Raw genomic sequence first — 19,202 nt, 5'->3', positions numbered from 1 at the left:
AGTTCAATGTCCGGGCCCGCAGCACGTGAGGGGGCTGACCCTGCGATGCCGGCACGCAGGCCGACAGCATCATGATCAGCGGGAGGATGAGACGGCGTCTCACGCGCGGCTGTATTTGATAAAGGGCGTTTTCACACCGATCCGGTCGTAGAGCAGTCGCGCGTCTTTATTGAAATCCTGGGTAAGCCAGTAAACAGATGGCGCACCTGCCGCGTCTGCAGCGGCATAGACCCCTTCGATCAGTGCGCGACCAATCCCCTGACCGCGAACGGTTGGGTCAGCGTAAAGATCCTGGAGGTAGCATACGTTCTCCCGCGACCAGCCGTGCCGGTGAAAGAGGTAGTGGGTCAGGCCGACAAGCCTGCCATCCACTTCGGCCACCAGTGCCCTGAAATCCTGCGGATCATCGCCCAGCAGGCGGTCAAAATAGAGATCATGGATCTCAGCCGGTCGTGATGTTTTATAGAACGTGAGATACGCAGCCCACAGGGCAGACCATTCTGCCTTGTCGGTCTCACGCAGCGCACGCACCACTGATCCTGGTGTCTGTGTCATATTCTGCCCGTCTGCCTCAGTCCGCGATCTTGCGCCGCGGATCAGATTTGGTGGCGCTCTCCGGCACCGTTGGACAGAGTTTAGCCGTGGACGGCCTGATTTGTCCACTCTGCGCTTCGTTACGGCGATGCCGGACCTTTTGGGGTCGCCTGTTTGGGCGTGCTTAGCGCCCGCCGCGGGCCATAAATGCAAGCCGCTCGAACAGATGTACGTCCTGCTCGTTCTTGAGAAGCGCACCGTGCAGCTTGGGCAGTGCGCCAGCACCGCCCGATTTCAGGTCCTCGGCTGTCATGTCTTCGGCCAGTAGGAGTTTGAGCCAGTCCAGAACTTCCGATGTGGATGGCTTCTTCTTCAGCCCCTGCTGTTCACGGATTTCAAAAAACTGCGTGAGGGCAGTGGTCAGCAGCGATTCTTTGATGCCCGGGTGGTGCACCTCGACAATGCGGCGCAGCGTGTCCATGTCGGGAAACCGGATGTAGTGGAAAAAGCACCGGCGCAGAAAAGCGTCAGGCAGTTCTTTTTCGTTATTGGACGTGATGATCACGATTGGCCGGTTGACCGCGCGGATGGTTTCGCCGGTCTCGTAAACAAAAAATTCCATCTTATCGAGTTCCTGCAGCAGATCGTTCGGGAATTCGATGTCCGCTTTGTCGATCTCGTCGATCAGCAGCACGACTTTCTCTTCGGCTTCAAAGGCCTGCCAGAGTTTGCCCTTGCGGATATAGTTGGCCACATCATGAACCCGCTCATCCCCGAGCTGGCTGTCCCGCAGCCGGCTGACGGCGTCATATTCGTATAGACCCTGCTGCGCGCGCGTTGTGGATTTGATGTTCCATTCGATCATCGGCGCACCCAGCGCTCCGGCGACCTGACGGGCAAGTTCGGTTTTGCCGGTCCCGGGCTCGCCCTTGACCAGCAGCGGGCGTTCCAGTGTCACAGCCGCGTTAACCGCGATTGTCAGATCATCGGTGGCGATATAGTCCGCCGTTCCCTGGAATTTCATGCTGTTGTCAACCCTTTAGTAAGCACTTTTCATGACGCTTTTAACCGTGTTTATACCGGATTGTGTAGTGACAATCCGGCTGGCCTGCGCTATCTGCTGCGCAGGGGCACATGGTTTGAGGATCTGGTGCAATGGAAAACGTTAGCCACGTTGAGGGGGAGCAGATGAAACAGGAATTTTTCCTGCCGGATGACTATCGTCCGGCCGAAGACGAACCATTCATGAATGAACGCCAGGTTGAGTATTTCCGCCGCAAACTGCTGAACTGGCGAGCTGAACTTCTCGCCGGCAGCCGGGACACCATAGAGGGCCTGCAGGACGGAACGCGCAATATCCCCGACGTTGCCGACCGCGCTTCTGAGGAAACCGACCGCGCGCTTGAACTGCGTACACGTGACCGTCAGCGCAAGCTGGTCAGCAAGATCGACGGTGCGCTGCGCCGGATCGAAGAAGGCGAGTTCGGTTATTGCAGCGTGACAGGCGAGCCGATTTCCCTCAAACGCCTTGATGCGCGCCCGATTGCAACCATGAGCCTTGAGGCACAGGAACGTCACGAGCGGCGCGAAAAAGTGCACCGCGACGACTGATCCCGCTGCGGGTAACGACGGAGAAAGCGCCGGCATCTGATGTCCGGCGCTTTTGTTTTTGGTGATGGAACAGAGACTGGCAAAAAATGCGGTTGTGATAGGCGCGGGGATCGGCGGGCTTGCCTGCGCGGCGGCTCTGGCCATGCGCGGTGTCGCGGTGACACTGGTCGAGCAGGCAGGCGAGATCACTGAAGTCGGCGCAGGCCTGCAGATCAGTCCGAACGGACTTGCGGTGCTGCGCGCGCTTGGGTTGCAGGAACCGCTGCGCCGGGTTGGTGCCGTGCGTGCGGACGCGGTTGTGATGCGGGACTACCGGCAGGGAAAACAGGTGGCGCGGCTGGGTCTGAACCGCTTTCCCGGGCGCGATTACCTGTTTGTGCACCGCGCGGACCTCATTGCGCTGCTGGCCCGTGCCGCGCGGCAACAGAATGTTTCCATTGAAATGGGCCGGCGCGTGGTGTCCGTGACACCCGGAGACCTGCCAGAAGTGACCTTTGCCGATGGCGGGGCGATGCGGTCAGAACTCATCATCTGCGCGGACGGTATTCATTCGGTTGGCCGCCGTGCCGTCTGGGACGCGCCTGAGCCTGCCTTTACGGGGCAGGTCGCGTGGCGGGCACTGGTTCCGGCACCCGCCGATGCCGCGGCGGTTGCAACAGTGACCATGGGGCCGGGCCGGCATCTGGTGACTTATCCGCTGCGCGGCCGAACACTGATGAATATTGTGGCGGTTCAGGAGCGCGAAGCCTGGGCAGAGGAAGGCTGGGCACATGAGGATGACCCGGATAATCTGCGCGCGGCTTTTGCGGACTTTGGCAGTCCGGCGCGTGAGTTGCTGGACCAGGTGACGCAGGTCGGTCTCTGGGGGCTGTTCCGGCATCCTGTGGCACCGCGATGGGAACGCGAGGGTGTTGCCCTGTTGGGGGATGCCGCGCATCCGACGCTGCCATTTCTGGCGCAGGGGGCAAATCTGGCACTGGAAGACGCCTGGGTGCTCGCGGGGCTGGCCGTTTCCGGTGATCTGGTGGCGACGTATACCCAAAAGCGCCGCGCCCGGGTGGTGCGCGCCATAGATGAAGCCAGTGCCAACGCGCGCCGCTATCATATGGCTGAAGGACCGGTGCGACAGGTCGCTCATCTGGCGTTGTCTATGGGCAGCCGGTTTGCCCCGGGAGTAATGCTGAAACGCTTCGAATGGCTTTACGGGCACGATGTCACCGGTACCCATCCGCTTTGATCCGGCGGCGCGCGTGTCCTGCCGGACACGCGCATTCTGTTCCCTGGTTCCGGGCAGGCCCGGAACGGGCCCGCGTCATGTCTTTGCGCGCTGCAGCATTCCAAAGAGGTCGCGGGGGTCATCAGGATCCGCCAGCATGTCGAGCATGTGGCAAAAGGACGTCTGCCTGATCTGATCGCGGACGTACCGCAGGGCGCTGAAATCCTCGACCGCAAAGCCAACCGAGTCAAAGACGGTGATCTGGCGGGAGGATATACGGCCTTTGGCCTGACCCGTCAGCACCTGCCAGATTTCCGTGACCGGATGGTCGGCTGCCAGCTGCTGTATTTCGCCCTCAATCCGGGTCTGTTCAGGGTATTCCACAAAGATATCAGACCGTTCCAGAATGCCCGGCGCCAGTTCGGTTTTGCCCGGACAGTCGCCGCCAATTGCATTGATGTGCACCCCGGCGCCGATCATGTTGTCTGTCAGAATACGGGCGTACTGCTTGTCGGCAGTGCAGGTCGTGATGATCTTTGCGCCCAGAATGGCTTCTTCCGGGCTGCTGCAAGTGCTGACGGTCAGCCCCATACCCGCGAGGTTGCGCGCGCATTTTGCTGTCGCCGCTGCGTCGGTATCATAAAGGCGCACCTCCGTGATGCCGCAGATGGCCTTCATAGCGAGGCTTTGGAATTCGGACTGAGCGCCATTGCCGATCATCGCCATTGTTGCGGCACCCGCAGGCGCCAGCAGACGCGCCACGAGGGCGGAGGTTGCAGCCGTGCGCAAAGCGGTCAGCATCGTCATTTCGGACAACAAAACCGGATACCCGGAGGCCACGTCAGCCAACAGGCCGAAGGCAGTGACTGTCTGGAGCCCCTCCGCAGTGTTCTTCGGATGACCGTTGACGTATTTGAACCCGTAAACCTCACCATCGGAGGTGGGCATCAGTTCGATTACACCTTCGGCAGAATGGCTGGCAACACGTGGGGTTTTGTCAAAAAGCTGCCAGCGCCGGAAATCGGCTTCGATATAGTCCGCCAGACCGCGCAGCATATCCTCAACGCCAACGTGGTGGATCAGCTGCATCATGTGATCCACGGAAACGAAGGGGACCAGGGCTTTGTCAGAAGGGGCAGGGTTTGTCATGCGGGTTTTCCTGTTCAGTAAGCGCGCGTCGGGCGGTCGAACACGCGCCGGCCAAAGGCTGAGGCCGCCAGATCAACCATGACCTGTGCGGTGCGGCCGCGTTCATCAAGAAAAGGGTTCAGTTCCACCAGGTCCAGCGAGGTCATCAGGCCACTGTCGTGCAGCATCTCCATCACCAGGTGACCTTCGCGGATCGTAGCGCCACCGGGAACGGTTGTGCCCACCGCAGGTGCAACGGAAGGGTCGAGAAAATCCACATCAAGCGAGACGTGCAGCATACCCTGAGCCGCCGCAACACGGTCCAGAAAGGCGCTGAGCGGGCGGGCGATACCGCTTTCATCGATGTCGCGCATATCCACCCGGTGAATGGCAGTGTTCTGCAGCGCCTCGCGCTCGTCCGGGTCCACGGACCGCAGGCCGATGATGGCCACGTTTTCCTCTGGCAGCGGTGTGATGATGGGCGGGAATCCATTAAAGCCCGGGCGTCCGGTGACATAGCCCAGCGGTGTGCCATGCAGGTTCCCGCTCTCGGTGCTGTGTGGCGTGTGAAAATCGCTGTGGGCATCCAGCCAGAGTACAAACAGCGGGCGTCCGGTTGCCGCAGCATGGCGCATGGCTCCGGCCACCGTGCCCAGCGACAGAGCGTGATCGCCCCCCATGAAAACCGGCAGCCCGTCCTGCAGACCTGCTTCAGCCGCCGCAGCCAAGGCTTCTGTCCAGGCGATGGTTTCTTCCAGCGCATGGATGCGCGGGTGCGGTTTTGGTGTAAACGGCGCCGGGGTGACATTGCCCCGGTCCTCGACGCTGCAGCCAAGGTCACTCAACGCCCGGGCAAGACCGGCTGTCCGGTAGGCATCCGGGCCCATGAGGCAACCGGCACGACGCTTGCCGCAGTCCATCGGTGCGCCAATCAGAATGCATTTTTGCTGTGTCATGCGGGTCTCCGGATTTCGATTGCCCCGAGAATAAAAACCACATCGGGTCATCGACAAGCACCCAGAATGCGCATAATGTCAGCAATATCATCATTATGGACATGCAAAATGGACGAAATGGACAGCAGGCTGATCGGGATTCTGCGTCATGATGCGAGAGCTCCGCTTTCTGAACTGGCCTCCCGGCTTGGCGTATCCCGCGCCACGGTGCGGAACCGTCTGGCGCGCCTTCAGGCGGATGGCGACGTGCTGGGGTTCTCTGTGGTGCTCCGGAGCGATCAGATCCGCGACCCGGTACGCGGTCTGATGATGATTGCGATCGAGGGGCGGGGGACTGAGCGCATCATCCGGCAGCTGCGTGCATTGCCGGAAATCCGGCATGTGTGGTCCACCAATGGCCGCTGGGATGTCATCGTTGAGATCGGGACCGCAACGCTGGAAGCTTTTGATCAGCAACTGACAAGGATCAGGCAGTTTGACGGTGTGACCGCCAGCGAAACAAGTCTGCTTCTGTCGACCCGAAAAGCCGGTTAGAAGCGACGCCAGGCCAGCAGCCAGAGGCAGGTCAGCCCCAGTGAAATCACTGCATTCCAGCCCGCCATGCTCAGTCCCAGCATCTCCCATGGGATTTCGTCGCAGCGAACGATGGGGGCGGCCATGATCTGGTCAAAAAGCTCATCCGCGCTCAGCCCGCCGATAGGGGCCGATGTGCAGGACGTGGGCCCTTCCCAAAGCCCGCGTTCGACACCCGCGTGATAAAAACCGATCCCGGATGTGGTGAGTGCGGCTGCGGCGCCTGCGAGCGTCAGCGCACGGTTGGAAAGCCCAAGAGCCAGCGCGCCGATGGCAATGGCCACAATGTGCGGATAACGCTGCCAGTAGCACATTTTGCACGGAGGCATGCCGCCGATATACTGGAACGCGAGTGCGCCCGCCATCAATGCCGCAGAACCGAGTGTTGCGAGCCAAAGCGCCTGTCTGCCCGTCACAGATACCTCACCAGATAAAACCCACCGGCCAGAATGACCACGAACAGGGTGAACATAAGACCCAGCCGCCGTTCAATAAAGTCCCGGATGGGTGCGCCGAATTTCCACAGCAGGAAGGCTACAAGGAAAAACCGGATACCGCGCGCCAGCACGGACGTTGCAATGAAGGTTCCCAGTGGCATGCCGGTCCAGCCTGACATGATCGTGATCACTTTGTAGGGGAAGGGGGTCACCCCGGCGGTCAGGACGGCCCAGAAGCCCAGATCGTTAAAACGCGCGTTGAATTCAGTCATGCGCTCTGCTTTGCCCAGACTCTCAAGAACCGGCTGGCCGATGCTTTCAAACGCAAATGCCCCGATGGCATAGCCCGCGATGCCGCCCAGAACCGACGCGACCAGCGCCACACCGGCGATCAGCCACGCGCGGGAAGGGCGTGCAATGATCATCGGGATCATCAGCACATCAGGCGGGATCGGGAAAACCGAGCTTTCGATAAAACTGACAAAGGCGAGCACCCAGAGCGCGTGGCGGTGCTCGACCATGCTGAGCGTCCAGTCGTAGAGCTTTCTGAGCATGTCTGTCTCGTCATTTTGTAACGGGCCCCGCAGACCACGGGACAGCCGTACGGTCAAGATGAAGCTGCACAAAATCCCGGATAATACTTGCCCGGTCGGCAACCGGCGTGTAAGCGCAGGGTGGCTGCCCAAGTGGCGGAATGGTAGACGCAGGGGATTCAAAATCCCCCGCCTTCGGGCGTGCCGGTTCGAGTCCGGCCTTGGGTACCAGGCAGCTCTCCCGAAAATTTCGGATACACGTCTGTGCGGCAGGATTCGCGCGTCCCGCGAAATGGGCGTTTCCTGTCGTGCCAGGATCGTCTGACCTTTGCCCTATTGTTTCCCCGGATTTGCAGCTCAAACGCCGGATCAGGCGAAACACCGCCCGGGGGCGTCCGGATTTCCGGGTTAACGTGTGGTCACCGGTGCGTCAGAACACCAGTCAGGTAAGGTTCCGATGCTGTCGCCCTGTCGCGGAGAGCGGCACGCGCGGAAATATGCAGCTGCCACAGCGGGATACCCCCTAACTGGCGCGGAACGGGAGAGCTTTCCGACAGCTCTCCCGTTTTATTTCCGTTCCGCTTCCCAGGCGGCCCATTCCTCCGGCGTGTCCAGATCCAGCCGCGCCCGGTTGCCCGCGAGGGGAACATATTGCAGGGCGTTTTTTTCTTCTTCCCGTTTGCGCAGGCTCCGTGCGCCACTGTCACCGGAGAGAGTCAGAAAGTCGTCGAAGAGTTTCGCGTCCACCACCATGGGGTGCCCCGGTTTGCCCTCCTCAGTCGTGGCGCACCACATGGAAACCGTGTCGTCCGTGCCAACCGGGGCCAGAACCTTTTGTATGTCACCGGTTGTGATTTCTGGCAGGTCGGGCAACAGGATCATCGCGGCAGGGGATCCCTGAGGGAGTGCTTTCAACCCGCGCTTCAGGCTGGCGCTGAGCCCGTCGCGGGCGTCCGGCACATCGACTGCTGTCGCACGTGTGCCGCTCAGGCAGCTGTAGCGGTCATGCGGTGCGGGAGGGAGCAAAACAATGACTACACCGCGCGTCGCATCGCAGGCGCGCAGGATCTGTCGCCTCAGCAGAGAAACGCCATCAATGCGTCGCATTAGTTTGTCGTCCCCGCGCATGCGGGAGGAAAGCCCCGCGGCGGGGATCAGGATCGGAATGTCAGAGCCGGGGACTGATGTCATTCTCATGCTCTACACGATGCTGACGCGGTGAAACAGATGCTCCGTCTGTCGTCCTCTATCCCCGCAGCCGACTGCCTTCAGGGTCAAGGAGTGGCTCGGTAATCACACGGGCCGGGCGCATCTGTCCCAGGATTTCGATTTCCACATCCGGCGCTTCCGCCACGCGATCCGACGGCAGGAAGCCCATCGCAATCGATTTCCCGGCATGGTGGGACCAGCCACCCGAGGTGCAGAACCCGACTACGTTTCCGTCAAGCCAGACCGGTTCGTACCCCTGAACATCGGCGTCATCCGCGTCCACCTCAAAAACAACCAGACGAAGGGCAGGGCCCTTTTCACGTTCTGCTTCGGCGGCTTCGCGCCCGATGAAAGAAGTGTTTTTTGACCACTGGATAAAGCGGTCCAGCCCTGTTTCCGCCGCGGTATAATCGGGCGAGAACTCTGACATCCAGCTACCGAAGAACCGGTCGAGCCGCAATGACATCATGGCCCGCATGCCAAAGGGTGTCATGCCGTGCAACGCACCCGCATCCCAAAGCGTGTTCCAGAGCGCGCGCTGTGCCATGGCATCACAGTAAATCTCAAACCCCAGATCGCCGGTATAGCTGACCCTTTGCACCACACAGTCTGTCATGCCGATGGTCATGCGCCGGACGTCCAGAAACCGCATGTCGCCGACGTCCGACAGCGTGGTTGCTGCGAGCACGTCGCGGGCGCGGGGGCCCGCAATCTGAAAACCGGTCACACGATCGGAGATGTTTTCGATTTCGACATCCGCTGCCGCGTGCTGTTGGAACCAGCGCATGTGAAACGCCTGGGCACCATAGGACGCGGTCAGGCGGAAGTCGTTTTCGCTGAGGCAGGAGACCGTGAAATCTCCGATCAGTCTGCCGCGTTCGGACAACATAGGTGTCAGGCTCAGCCTGCCGGGCTGCGGGATGCGTCCCGCCATGATGCGGTCAAGCCAGGCGCGTGCGCCGGTGCCGCTGATGCGGTACTTGCCAAAGTTATGAACTTCATTGATTCCAACGGCTTCCCGGACAGCTTTCACCTCGCGACCGGTTGCCGCAAAAGCGTCTGACCGGCGAAACGACGGGGTTTCATATGTTGGCTCATCGCCACAGGCAAAGTAGTTTGGCACCTCAAGCCCGTACTGATGACCCCAGACAGCGCCCAGATCTGAGAAGATGTCATACATCGGTGTGGTGCGGAATGGCCGCGCGGCGGGCAGTTCCTCGTTCGGGTAGGATACCGAAAACCGTTTCTGATAGTTCTCCATAACCTTTGGCAGCGTATAGCCGGGCGTGATCCAGTTGCCGAAGCGTGCCACATCCATGGCCATCACATCGCGCTCCGGCTCGCCCTCGATCATCCACTGTGCGAGGGTCAGACCGACGCCGCCGCCCTGACTGAACCCGGCCATGACACCGCAGGCGGACCAGTAGTTGCGCATGCCCGGCACAGGCCCCACCAGCGGGTTACCGTCCGGCGCAAAGGTGAAGGGGCCATGGATCACGTTTTTCACACCCGCACGTTCGAGATCGGGAAAACGGCGGTAGGCAAAGGCGATACTGTCTTCGATCTTGTCGAAATTATCAGCCAGCAGGTCCTGACCGAACGTCCAGGGGGTGCCACCAACGGCCCAGGGTCGGCAGGTCTGTTCATAAAATCCAATACACAGCCCGCGACCTTCCTGGCGCAGGTAACTTTCTCCCGCGGGGTCCATCACATGCGGATGTTCATGCCCGTCCGCCATCATGTCGACGATCAGCGGGACATCGTCTGTCACCAGATACTGGTGTTCCATCGGATGCAGCGGGAAATAAACCCCGGCCATTGCACCCACTTCGCGGGCCCAGAGACCGCCCGCATTGACGACATGTTCGGCATGAATGGTGCCCTTGTCAGTCACCACATCCCAGGTGCCGTCGCTGCGCTGGTTGGTCTCTCGCACCATACAATGCGTTTCGATCGTGGCCCCGCCCATACGGGCCGCCTTTGCATAGGCATGCGTGGTGCCCGATGGGTCAAGATGCCCGTCGAGCGGATCATAAAGCGCCCCAATGATCCCATCCGTGTTGGTGACGGGTGCGATTTTGCGGATCTCCTCCGGTCCCACGATTTCAGTGTCGAGGCCCATGAACCGGTGCTTTGCGCGCTCTGCCAGCAGCATGTCGAACCGGTCCTGATTATCGGCCAGCGTCACGCCGCCCACATGGTGCAGCCCGCAGGACATGCCTGTGATCTCTTCAAGTTCGCGGTAGAGCCGGATCGTATAGCCCTGGAGCGCCGCCATATTGGTGTCGCCGTTCAGGGTGTGGAACCCACCCGCCGCATGCCACGTCGAGCCGCTGGTCAGTTCAGAACGTTCCAGCAGCATCACATCGGACCAGCCCAGTTTGGTCAGGTGGTACAGAACGGACGCGCCGACGACGCCTCCGCCAATGATGGCAACACGTGTGGTGGTCTGCATGGAAACTCCGGTCCTAGTCTTTGCCCAATCATGAAAGACACACGAAAGCGCAGCAGGTTCAGAAACGACAGATCATGCCGTTTCATGCCAGCGCAGGCCAAACAATGCCTGCGCTCAGACAGTTTCCTCGGTGGTGCCCGCGCTGGCCGTGTCAGGCATTTTCGGCAGCTCAGCCGTTTCAATCACGTTGATCTGGTAAAAGGGGAAAGCGCGGTCCCTGTGTTCGCGGACAGCGAGATATTCCGGGCTCTGGAAAACGGCATCCACTGCGGCCCGGTCCGGGTAATCGACAACGACTACGGATTTTGCGCCGGATGAGCCTACGACAACATCGTTTATGGTGAAACGCTGCCGGATAACGGCGCCAGCCTTCTTAAGAAGAGGCTGGGTGGCCTGCATATATGCCGCGAGGTCTTCGGTTGCGTCCTCGTTTATGCTGAGAAGCGCCATTACTGTAATTGTCATCAGGATCCCCCACTTCAACTGAAAGTATTACTTTGCAGTGCAAATCCAAGCAGCGTTTTAGCGGTTTCAGACGAAAGCGCGCAAAACGTGGGATTTTTGACGTGGGCCTTGTCTGCCTGCGACGGAACATGTCGCCACTGCGCATTCCGGGCCGATGAGCGGGGGGCAGTATAACCCGCAGGACAGCTATCAGGACGATCCAAATGCGTACACATGCACAGGCCGTAGTCATCGGGGGCGGTGTCATCGGCTGTTCCATTCTTTACCATCTGACCAAACTGGGATGGACGGATGTCGTGCTCCTGGAGCGGGACGAACTGACCAGCGGCTCCACATGGCACGCGGCGGCCAACATCCATGGACTGCACGACAGCACCAACATCAGCCGCATTCAGCACTACACGATGAACCTTTACAACAGCCTCGAGGCGGAGACTGGTCAGTCCTGCGGTGTGTTTCAGCCGGGCTCGCTCTATCTGGCGCAGACCGAAGCGCGTGAGCACCAGCTGCGCCTGCAGGCCGCCAAGGCGAAACTCTATGGCATGAATTTCCACGAGGTCAGCCGCGATGAGGCCGAACGGCTGCACCCGCTGGTCGATTTTGACGGCATCCGCTGCATCATGTGGGAACCCGATGGCGGCAATGTGGACCCGTCGGGCGTTACCAACGCCTATGCCAGCGGTGCCCGGCAGAATGGCGCGGAGATCATCCGCTTCTGCCCCGTAACCGCGACCGAACAACAGCCCGATGGCACATGGATTGTCCGTACACCCAAAGGCGATATCGCAACACAGTGGGTCGTGAACGCGGCAGGTCTCTGGGGGCGCGAGGTAGCATCACTTGCCGGCATTGAACTGCCGCTACAGCCCACAGAACATCAGTATTTCGTGACCGAGACCATCGCAGAAATTGACGCCCTGGATCGACGGCTGCCGTCCGTGGCGGATCGCGATGGCGAATATTACCTGCGCCAGGAGGGCAAGGGCCTGCTGGTGGGCGCGTATGAGAAAGACCTGCGTTTCTGGGCCGAGGAGGGCACACCGCAGGGCTTTGGCCACGAGCTTTTTGCCGATGATCTGGAGCGGATCGAGGACAACATGATGCGCGCCATTGAGCGCGTGCCGGCCGTAGGCGAGGCTGGGATCAAACGGGTGATCAATGGGCCGATGATCTGGTCCCCGGATTCCAACGTGCTGTTCGGACCAGTGCCGGAACTCAGTAACTATTTCTGCTGTAACGGTATTATCCCGGGGTTCTCGCAGTCGGGGGGCATGGGGCTGCTGGCAGCTGACTGGATCGTCACCGGCGAGACCCGCTATGACATGTTCGCCTGGGACATGGCGCGTTTCGGCGAATGGGCGGATAAAAAGTTCACCAAAGCGCGGGTGGGCGACCAGTATGCGCACCGTTTCAAAATCCACTTCCCGAACGAGGAACGTGCAGCGGGGCGTCCGATGCGCCGCAGACCTGCTTACGCAATGCAGACAAAGCTGGGTGCAGTCTTTGGTCTGAACTATGGCTGGGAGCACCCGCTGTGGTACGCAGACGAGCCTGGCACGACCGACACAGACGGGTTCACCCGCCAGAACTGGTGGGCGCCTGTCGGGCGCGAATGCCGGATGCTGCGCGAAAAAGCAGGCATCATCGATATTTCCAACTTCGCCAAATACGCCTGCAAAGGCCCGGGTGCCGAGGCGTGGCTGAACAGTGTTTTCGCCAACAATATGCCAAAGGCGATCGGTCGGTCCTGTCTGACTCCGCTCATCGGCAAACGTGGCGGAATCGCGGGCGATTTTACGGTGACGCGCACCGGTGAGGACGAATTCTGGGTGATCGGGTCCGGCATGGCCGAGCGCTATCACAGGCGGTTCTTCAAAGAAGTACCGCTGCCTGAAGACACCACGTTTGAAAGCCGGACAGAGGCGGTCTGCGGGTTTAATGTGGCCGGCCCCCGGTCGCGCGAAATGCTGCAGCGGCTGACCAACACATCGCTGGCGACAGAAGATTTTCCGTTCATGCGCTCTGCCTGGATAGAGCTGTCGGGCATCCGGGTACTTGCGCTGCGTGTCAGTTTCACCGGCGATCTTGGCTGGGAACTCCATTGCCCGGTTGAAGATCAGGCTCGTCTGCTGGATGTGCTCCTGAACGCCGGGCGCGATGTGGGGGCCGGCCTGGTGGGCAGCCGCGCGCTGATGTCACTGCGCATCGAGAAAGGCTATGGGTCCTGGTCGCGCGAATACAGTCCGGAATACTGGCCCCAGGAAGTGGGCCTCGACCGGCTGTGCAAGATGGACAAGGAATTCCTCAATCGTTCGGCGGTTGGGGACGTGCTGAAAAACCCCCTGCGCGAACACCTCGTTCTGCTGGCTCTTGATGCAGCGGACACGGATTCATCGGATGCCGATGCGACAGGCGGTGAGCCAATCTTCAAAGACGGGCAGGGGATCGGGCGCGTGACATCCGGTGCCTATGGCTATTCTGTCGGGATGAGTCTCGCGATGGGGTATGTTTCTGGAGCCACGGCAGGAGACCGTGTTGAGGTCATGGTACTTGGACGGCCACATGGCGCGACAATCCTGCATGAGCCGCCCTTTGACCCCACCGGCGCTGTGTTGCGCGGCTGAACACCGAAAGCGCGGTATTGACGTTCAGTTCAGCAAAGAGATCACTGTCAAACAGCTGCCGGAAGCAGGCTGTTGCACTGAGGCATTGCATTGTCACTGCCCGGCCCGGTCAGCCGGATTTTTTCCGCGGGCGACAACTCTGTGAATCGGATGCGGGCGCATGTTTCTGTATCCTGAGGCGCAGACCTTGACGCTGGTGCAGGTAGTAAGGCCAACCGTCGCTGCCGGGGCTGTTGCCGCTGACGGAGCGGGCAGGCAGGCCGGTTTGTTTTCGCTTTCGACAAAAGTCTCTGTGCTTCGGGAAGCGCCAAAAAGCCATCAACATATGAACAGGCGATGATGAACATTGAAAATGCTGTACCTGCATAAAATCTGGCTCTGGGCTGTGGAAAAACCGGGGCCTGCCGCAAGGGCCAGGAAAACGTTCCCGGACAAAGGGAACGTTGCGGAGTACCGTCCTGTCTTTTGCGGTCAGCGTGCTGAACGGAGAAGCCAGCAGTGTGCTGTTTCGGGCGCATTCAAGCGGGTCAACCATTCAACCGGTGCTGATATCAGATGAGTGCCAGTTCCCGTTTGGTTCGGACCTCAATGACCTCAGGTCTGCCATCTGTTGCGGATGGCAGCGACCCGGAAGGTTTTGATGCCGCGGTGCCGGACATGCGGCACTGCGCGGCTGTCTGGCTGCCCGTTACAATGGGCGGATATTCAGCTCTGTGATCCTGTTGCCATCGCGTGCCCGGACCTCAAACCGGAAACCATGGAACGAAAACACCTGACCGACTGTCGGGATCATCTGAGCCTCGTGGATGACCAGTCCGGCGACCGTGTTGGCCTCCTCATCGGGCAGGTTCCAGTCTGTTGCGCGGTTCAGGTCGCGGATGGTCATGGCGCCGTCAATGACATATTGTCCGTCCTCCGAGCGCTGGACCGGGTGATCGGCCTGAGGGTCGAATTCATCCGTGATTTCTCCGACGATCTCTTCCAGGATGTCCTCAAGCGTGATCAGCCCCTGGAGTGATCCGTATTCGTCCACAACCAGCGCAAAGTGCGTTCTGCGACGCAGGAACTGCCGCATCTGCTCGTCCAGTGTTGAGGTTTCGGGCACGAAATACGGCTTCATGGCCACGTCTGAGATCCGGAACCCCCGCAGTTTCGCGGCGTCACCGTCCGGGCCACCGATGATTTTATACATTGCCCGCAGCAGATCCTTGGCGTGGATCACGCCGATAATATTCTCCTGATCGTCCTGAAAGACGGGCAGGCGGGTGTAATTAGACTGCAGACACTGCGCCAGAATGTCTTCGGGCGCGTCATCCGCATTGATCATCTCAATGCCGGAACGGTGCAGCATGATTTCCTCAACGGCACGTTCATTCAGGTCCAGCGCGCCGAGAATACGGTCGCGGTGTTCTTTTTCGACGACCCCCTCAGAATGACCCAGCGTCAGCGCGCCTTCGATTTCCGCGTGCACATCCAGAATGTTGCTGTCGGGGTCGATCCTGACGCCGAACACCCGCAGTACGCCGCGCACCAGCAGGCGGACGGCGGCCACGATGGGCGCAAAGACAGTCACGACAAGAGAAATGGGCGCAGAGACCAGCGAGGCCGCTTTCTCGGAATTGGTGATCGCATAGGTTTTCGGCAGTACTTCCGCAAAGATGAGCACAAGCAGCGTCATCACCAGCGTCGCCAGAGCCACACCGCTTTCCCCGAATGCCCGGGTGAAAATGGAGGTCGCCAGCGAGGCCGCCAGAATATTCACCAGGTTGTTGCCGAGGAGGACGGATCCGATCAGCCGCTCGTTGTCTTCGGTGATCTGCAGGGCACGTTCGGCGCCACGTGATCCTTTGTCAGCCTGGGTGCGGAGCTTGCCGCGTGATGCCGCGGTCAGGGCCGTTTCTGAGCCGGAAAAGAAGCCGGACAACACCAGCAGAAAAAGGATAACGCCACCTGTGATCCAGAAAGTCGCATCAAGCGTTGCGGGGACAGAGTCCATTTGGGATGATACCTTTGAGATTTATGCCCTTTGGTTATGGGGGCGCGGTCGGCTGCAATCAAGGGAGGAGCCTGCGATGCTGCGGGATTTGGGGACGCTGGACGGTCCTGTGCTGCTGTTTGGCGGGCCCTATTCGAACAGTGACGCGCTTGAGGCGCTGATGCGTGCCGCGGGCAAAGCGGGCATTCCGCCGGGCCAGATGATCTGTACCGGGGATGCGGTGGCCTATTGTGCAGCGCCCTCTGAGACGGTGGATATGCTGCGCGATGCGGGGATCTGCGTGGTGGCCGGAAACTGCGAGAAACAACTGGCGTCGGGCGCAGACAATTGTGGGTGCGGCTTTGACGAAGGCTCTGCCTGTGAGCTGCTGAGCGGCTCCTGGTACAGCTATGCCGCCGCGCGGATCGACCCGGAGCAAAGGGCGTGGATGGCGTCCTGTCCGGATGTGACCGTGTTTGAGCATCAGGGCGCGCGGTATGCGGTGATCCACGGCGGTATGACGGATGTGGCGCGGTTTATCTGGCCGGACAGCCTCGACGCGGTCTTTGCGGAAGAATGGGCAGCTGTTGAGGCGGCTGTAGGCGCGGTCGATCATGTGATCGCGGGTCACAGCGGGATACCCTTTATTCGCGAAACAGGCGCGGGCCGCTGGATCAATGCGGGTGTGATCGGCATGCCGCCTCACGACGGACGGCAACAGACGCGCTATGCCGTTCTGGAAGGTGGAGAGGTACTGATCCACAAGCTGAGTTATGATGTGACAGCAGCGGCGGCGCGCATGGCAGAGGCCGGGCTGGTGCAGGGATATGACCGGGCGCTGCTGAGCGGTTACTGGCCTTCAGAAGATGTATTGCCACCGTCACTGCGTTTGCCCTCCCTGGCCAGAGGGTGATGGTTCAATACCAGATCCTGCAACCGCGCTTCGAGGACATGAGTATATATTTCGGTGGTGGCGACATCCGCATGGCCCAGCATCGTCTGGATCGACCTCAGATCAGCGCCCCGGGCCAGCAGATGGGTGGCAAAAGCGTGGCGCAGCGTATGCGGTGTGACCTTGCCCGGGCTGACGCCGCCTTCCACAGCCAGTTCCTTGATCAGCGCGTAAAACCGGTGCCGTGTCAGGTGCCCGGATTTGCCACGCGACGCGAAAAGGAAACGCGATGCGGGCAGACCTTTTTCCCGCCGCTCTTCCTCTGTTCTGTCACGCGCCGCGAGCCAGTCCGCGAGGGCGGTCCGGGCAGGCGGTGAGAGAGGCACGAGCCGCTCCTTGCCGCCCTTGCCGGAAATCAGCAGCATCCGGGGATCGCCGCGCGTGGCGCTGACGGGCAGGCTGACCAGTTCGGAGACGCGCATGCCCGTTGCGTAAAGCAGCTCCATCAGGCAGATATTGCGCAGCCGGTCCGGACCGTCCCGGCCTGCGGTGCGGGCGGCAGCGAGCAGGCGGTCCACTTCTTCTTCGCTCAGTGTTTTGGGCAGCCGTTTGTCACGTCCCGGACCCGCCACCTGCAGCGCCGGATTATCAGCGCGCCAGCCTTCTTCAAAGGCGAACCGGTAGAGTTGTCTGATTGCAGAAAGACGTCTGGCGCGCGTTGCCTTCGACAGGCCTTCGGCATCGCACCGGACAAGATAGGCCTCGACATCAGAACGCTGAGCGCTGGCAAAATCCAGCGACTGCGCCGCGAGCCAGGCGTCATATGCCTGCAGATCGCGGCTATAGGCCAGCAGTGTATTGCGCGCCGCACCCAGCTCCGCGCTCTGTGCTTCCAGAAATGCGGGTATCCAGGCGGCGCGGCTCATGGGTTGTACCAGTCCAGCAACAGCACCTGAAGCGCAGCGCGCCGGGCAGTCGTTTCAAACCCCATGCGGCGCAGCGTTGAAAGAGCTTCCTGCAGGGCGACTGGATCGCCCGCGGCTCCTTCTTCCAGCGTGGACAGCGTGCGCAGAATGGTCAGGCCCGGCTGGCTGTTGTCTGTAGCCCGGCGCACTTTGCCCGAGAAGGCCGCAGCAACAGCGGCATCCCGCGCGGTCCCGGCCACCAGCGGCAGCGGGCTGCTGGTTGCAATCGCTGTCGCCAGATCGTTGCCGGGTCCGCGCGCATCCTGGAACCCGGGTGACAGGAGCATCATGCGCTGCGCAATTGCTGCAGCGTCGCCTGTAAGGTCAGCCGCGGGCAGTTCATCGGCAAAAAGCGTAGCAAAAGGTACTTCAAGGCGAGCGGCCTGCATTGTGCGCCAGGCAGCAGGCAGGGCGCTGCTGATCCTGCCGGGATCACGATCGCGCAGTGCTGTTTCCAGTTCCTGAATGGCAGCGGCACGGTCCCAGACACCGCCTGAAGCTGCTGGCCGGCGGGCCGTGTAAAGCCCCAGCAACTGATTGTCCGGCATGCTGCCGGCGCGGGCAAGGCGTTCCGCGGCTTCAAGCTGGGCCTTCCAGCCTGCCAGATCACGCAGGTCTGCCACCGCATATTCACGGGGCAGAAACCGGGTGGGCAGTGGCTCGCCAATCGCTTCGTGAAGCCGGAAGAGCAGGGGGGTGATCCGTGCGGGTGGGGCCAGTGCTGGATCTCCCTCGTAAAGATCGGGGTCCAGAAAACGGGCCAGAAGATTGACCTGCGGCTCCGGAATGGTGCCCAGCGCGCGGCCGGCATCATACAATACGGCTGCGGTGGCCCAGTCGCCCCCCGCAGTGTGCAGAAAACGCGGTGCCCTTCGGAGGGGGCCAGATGAGGTGTTTCCCGTAGCAGATCACAGGCGTTGTCTTCATCGCCGGTCAGCAAGGCCAGATCCATGAAGGCGGCAAAATGGTCCTTGTCGCGCGTGGGGCCGGACTGGCCCAGCAGCGCAAGCGCAGGCTCCAGCGCACCACTGCGCCGCAGCACGCGCGCCCGGGCCAGGGTAAAAAGGTCCTCGGTTGCCGTGTCTGTGCCGGGCCCGAACGCCTCGGTCAGCAGCGCCCGGTAAAGCAACGCCTGGCCCGCAGGCAGGCGAAGATCGGGCAGGCTTTCCAGCGCGGTACTCAGGAGCTGCGGATCGCTGCCTGCCCAGAGGTCGGGCGGCAGGCCTGTAACGGCGGGTGGCACCAGCCCGATCTGACGCAGTACCCGTTCGTTCAGTGGTGCGACGCTGACATCCGGCGGCAGCCGTTCGGGTGCTTCTCCGGCGGGCGCGAGCGGGGTCGTGGCAATCGGGCGGTGCTGCACCACTGGCTGGCTGTCGATCCAGTCAATCGCCGACAGCGGTTGTTCCTGCGCGCCGGCGGGCTGCGCAAAACACAATGCGGCAACAATATATGGCGAAACCCTACTCAGCATCCAGCGTGACTGGCACCCGGACTTCTGACTGTGGCGCTCCGAAATCAGCGCCAAAGAAGGGGCCGACATAGGCGTAGCCTGTAAGCCCGAGAAACCCAAGGATCAGAAGGTAGATCAGAAGTTTGAATAAACGTCCCATTGTGCTGCCCTGTTTT

At 60.9% G+C, this 19,202-nt stretch carries 20 protein-coding genes and 1 tRNA gene; 7 read left to right on the top strand and 14 right to left on the bottom strand.

Going from position 1 to position 19,202, the window contains the following annotated elements; translation table 11 throughout:
- Nucleotides 1-99: 99 nt before the first annotated feature.
- Entirely contained in the window at nt 100-555 is a 456-nt protein-coding gene (locus ACZ1HA_RS07900; RefSeq protein WP_472713495.1) for a GNAT family N-acetyltransferase, read from the bottom strand.
- Nucleotides 556-718: 163 nt separating this feature from the next.
- Nucleotides 719-1,558, bottom strand: coding sequence for an AAA family ATPase (locus tag ACZ1HA_RS07895; RefSeq protein ID WP_375227591.1), 840 nt, complete (start codon nt 1,556-1,558; stop codon nt 719-721).
- A gap of 164 nt (nt 1,559-1,722) precedes the next feature.
- On the opposite strand from ACZ1HA_RS07895, the gene dksA reads away from it, so the two are divergent.
- Nucleotides 1,723-2,145: an RNA polymerase-binding protein DksA gene (gene dksA / locus ACZ1HA_RS07890; protein WP_375227592.1), complete on the top strand. Its 423-nt coding sequence runs from the start codon at nt 1,723-1,725 to the stop codon at nt 2,143-2,145.
- Nucleotides 2,146-2,209: 64 nt separating this feature from the next.
- Nucleotides 2,210-3,382, top strand: coding sequence for an FAD-dependent monooxygenase (locus ACZ1HA_RS07885; protein WP_472713494.1), 1,173 nt, complete (start codon nt 2,210-2,212; stop codon nt 3,380-3,382).
- Nucleotides 3,383-3,457: 75 nt separating this feature from the next.
- On the opposite strand, the gene ACZ1HA_RS07880 is transcribed toward ACZ1HA_RS07885, so the two are convergent.
- Nucleotides 3,458-4,510, bottom strand: coding sequence for an ornithine cyclodeaminase (locus ACZ1HA_RS07880; RefSeq protein ID WP_472713493.1), 1,053 nt, complete (start codon nt 4,508-4,510; stop codon nt 3,458-3,460).
- A gap of 14 nt (nt 4,511-4,524) precedes the next feature.
- Entirely contained in the window at nt 4,525-5,445 is a 921-nt protein-coding gene (gene rocF, locus ACZ1HA_RS07875; protein ID WP_472713492.1) for an arginase, read from the bottom strand.
- 108 nt (nt 5,446-5,553) lie between these two features.
- On the opposite strand from rocF, the gene ACZ1HA_RS07870 reads away from it, so the two are divergent.
- Nucleotides 5,554-5,979 carry an Lrp/AsnC family transcriptional regulator gene (locus ACZ1HA_RS07870; protein ID WP_375227596.1) on the top strand — a complete coding sequence of 142 codons (426 nt, stop codon included), beginning with the start codon at nt 5,554-5,556 and terminating at the stop codon, nt 5,977-5,979.
- Here the strand turns inward: ACZ1HA_RS07870 and ACZ1HA_RS07865 are convergent.
- Entirely contained in the window at nt 5,976-6,434 is a 459-nt protein-coding gene (locus ACZ1HA_RS07865) for a disulfide bond formation protein B (RefSeq protein WP_472713491.1), read from the bottom strand. The genes ACZ1HA_RS07870 and ACZ1HA_RS07865 overlap by 4 nt on opposite strands.
- Entirely contained in the window at nt 6,431-7,009 is a 579-nt protein-coding gene (locus tag ACZ1HA_RS07860; RefSeq protein ID WP_375227598.1) for a YqaA family protein, read from the bottom strand. The genes ACZ1HA_RS07865 and ACZ1HA_RS07860 overlap by 4 nt, the downstream gene beginning before the upstream one ends.
- A 126-nt stretch (nt 7,010-7,135) precedes the next feature.
- Here ACZ1HA_RS07860 and ACZ1HA_RS07855 point away from each other — a divergent pair.
- Nucleotides 7,136-7,219 (top strand) — tRNA-Leu (locus ACZ1HA_RS07855).
- Nucleotides 7,220-7,555: 336 nt separating this feature from the next.
- On the opposite strand, the gene ACZ1HA_RS07850 is transcribed toward ACZ1HA_RS07855, so the two are convergent.
- The 3 genes from ACZ1HA_RS07850 to ACZ1HA_RS07840 form a co-directional block, all read right to left on the bottom strand.
- On the bottom strand, nt 7,556-8,179 hold the full coding sequence (locus ACZ1HA_RS07850) for a nucleotidyltransferase family protein (RefSeq protein WP_472713490.1): 624 nt from the start codon (nt 8,177-8,179) through the stop codon (nt 7,556-7,558).
- Nucleotides 8,180-8,234: 55 nt separating this feature from the next.
- On the bottom strand, nt 8,235-10,652 hold the full coding sequence (locus ACZ1HA_RS07845; protein ID WP_472713489.1) for a GcvT family protein: 2,418 nt from the start codon (nt 10,650-10,652) through the stop codon (nt 8,235-8,237).
- Between the two features lie 114 nt (nt 10,653-10,766).
- Nucleotides 10,767-11,117, bottom strand: a complete 351-nt coding sequence (locus ACZ1HA_RS07840) for a DUF1330 domain-containing protein (RefSeq protein WP_472713488.1) — start codon at nt 11,115-11,117, stop codon at nt 10,767-10,769.
- A 203-nt stretch (nt 11,118-11,320) separates the two neighbouring features.
- Here ACZ1HA_RS07840 and ACZ1HA_RS07835 point away from each other — a divergent pair, with 203 nt between their 5' ends.
- A complete protein-coding gene (locus ACZ1HA_RS07835; RefSeq protein ID WP_472713487.1) occupies nt 11,321-13,741 on the top strand; it encodes a GcvT family protein in 2,421 nt (806 codons plus the stop codon).
- 109 nt (nt 13,742-13,850) lie between these two features.
- Here ACZ1HA_RS07835 and ACZ1HA_RS07830 read toward each other — a convergent pair whose 3' ends face one another.
- Both ACZ1HA_RS07830 and ACZ1HA_RS07825 read right to left on the bottom strand, forming a co-directional pair.
- Nucleotides 13,851-14,276, bottom strand: coding sequence for a hypothetical protein (locus ACZ1HA_RS07830; RefSeq protein ID WP_472713486.1), 426 nt, complete (start codon nt 14,274-14,276; stop codon nt 13,851-13,853).
- 153 nt (nt 14,277-14,429) lie between these two features.
- On the bottom strand, nt 14,430-15,737 hold the full coding sequence (locus ACZ1HA_RS07825) for an HlyC/CorC family transporter (protein ID WP_375227603.1): 1,308 nt from the start codon (nt 15,735-15,737) through the stop codon (nt 14,430-14,432).
- A gap of 76 nt (nt 15,738-15,813) precedes the next feature.
- Here ACZ1HA_RS07825 and ACZ1HA_RS07820 point away from each other — a divergent pair, with 76 nt between their 5' ends.
- Nucleotides 15,814-16,629 (top strand): metallophosphoesterase family protein, encoded by an 816-nt coding sequence (locus ACZ1HA_RS07820; RefSeq protein ID WP_472713485.1) that lies wholly within the window; start codon nt 15,814-15,816, stop codon nt 16,627-16,629.
- On the opposite strand, the gene ACZ1HA_RS07815 is transcribed toward ACZ1HA_RS07820, so the two are convergent.
- Both ACZ1HA_RS07815 and ACZ1HA_RS07810 read right to left on the bottom strand, forming a co-directional pair.
- The gene (locus tag ACZ1HA_RS07815) at nt 16,566-17,534 is read right to left on the bottom strand and encodes a site-specific tyrosine recombinase XerD (RefSeq protein ID WP_472713484.1); all 969 of its coding nucleotides are present in this window, start codon (nt 17,532-17,534) and stop codon (nt 16,566-16,568) included. The genes ACZ1HA_RS07820 and ACZ1HA_RS07815 overlap by 64 nt on opposite strands.
- On the bottom strand, nt 17,531-18,391 hold the full coding sequence (locus tag ACZ1HA_RS07810) for a hypothetical protein (RefSeq protein ID WP_472713483.1): 861 nt from the start codon (nt 18,389-18,391) through the stop codon (nt 17,531-17,533). The genes ACZ1HA_RS07815 and ACZ1HA_RS07810 overlap by 4 nt, the downstream gene beginning before the upstream one ends.
- A gap of 146 nt (nt 18,392-18,537) precedes the next feature.
- On the opposite strand from ACZ1HA_RS07810, the gene ACZ1HA_RS07805 reads away from it, so the two are divergent.
- The gene (locus ACZ1HA_RS07805) at nt 18,538-19,056 is read left to right on the top strand and encodes a hypothetical protein (protein WP_472713482.1); all 519 of its coding nucleotides are present in this window, start codon (nt 18,538-18,540) and stop codon (nt 19,054-19,056) included.
- On the opposite strand, the gene ACZ1HA_RS07800 is transcribed toward ACZ1HA_RS07805, so the two are convergent.
- Entirely contained in the window at nt 19,037-19,186 is a 150-nt protein-coding gene (locus ACZ1HA_RS07800; protein ID WP_298836100.1) for a hypothetical protein, read from the bottom strand. The two genes, ACZ1HA_RS07805 and ACZ1HA_RS07800, sit on opposite strands and share 20 nt — an antisense overlap.
- Between the last annotated feature and the right edge of the window lie 16 nt (nt 19,187-19,202).

Source organism: Roseobacter sp. S87 (genome assembly GCF_055693285.1).
The sequence above is the reverse complement of the archived record's forward strand: the minus strand, read 5'-3'. Positions and strand labels throughout refer to the sequence as shown.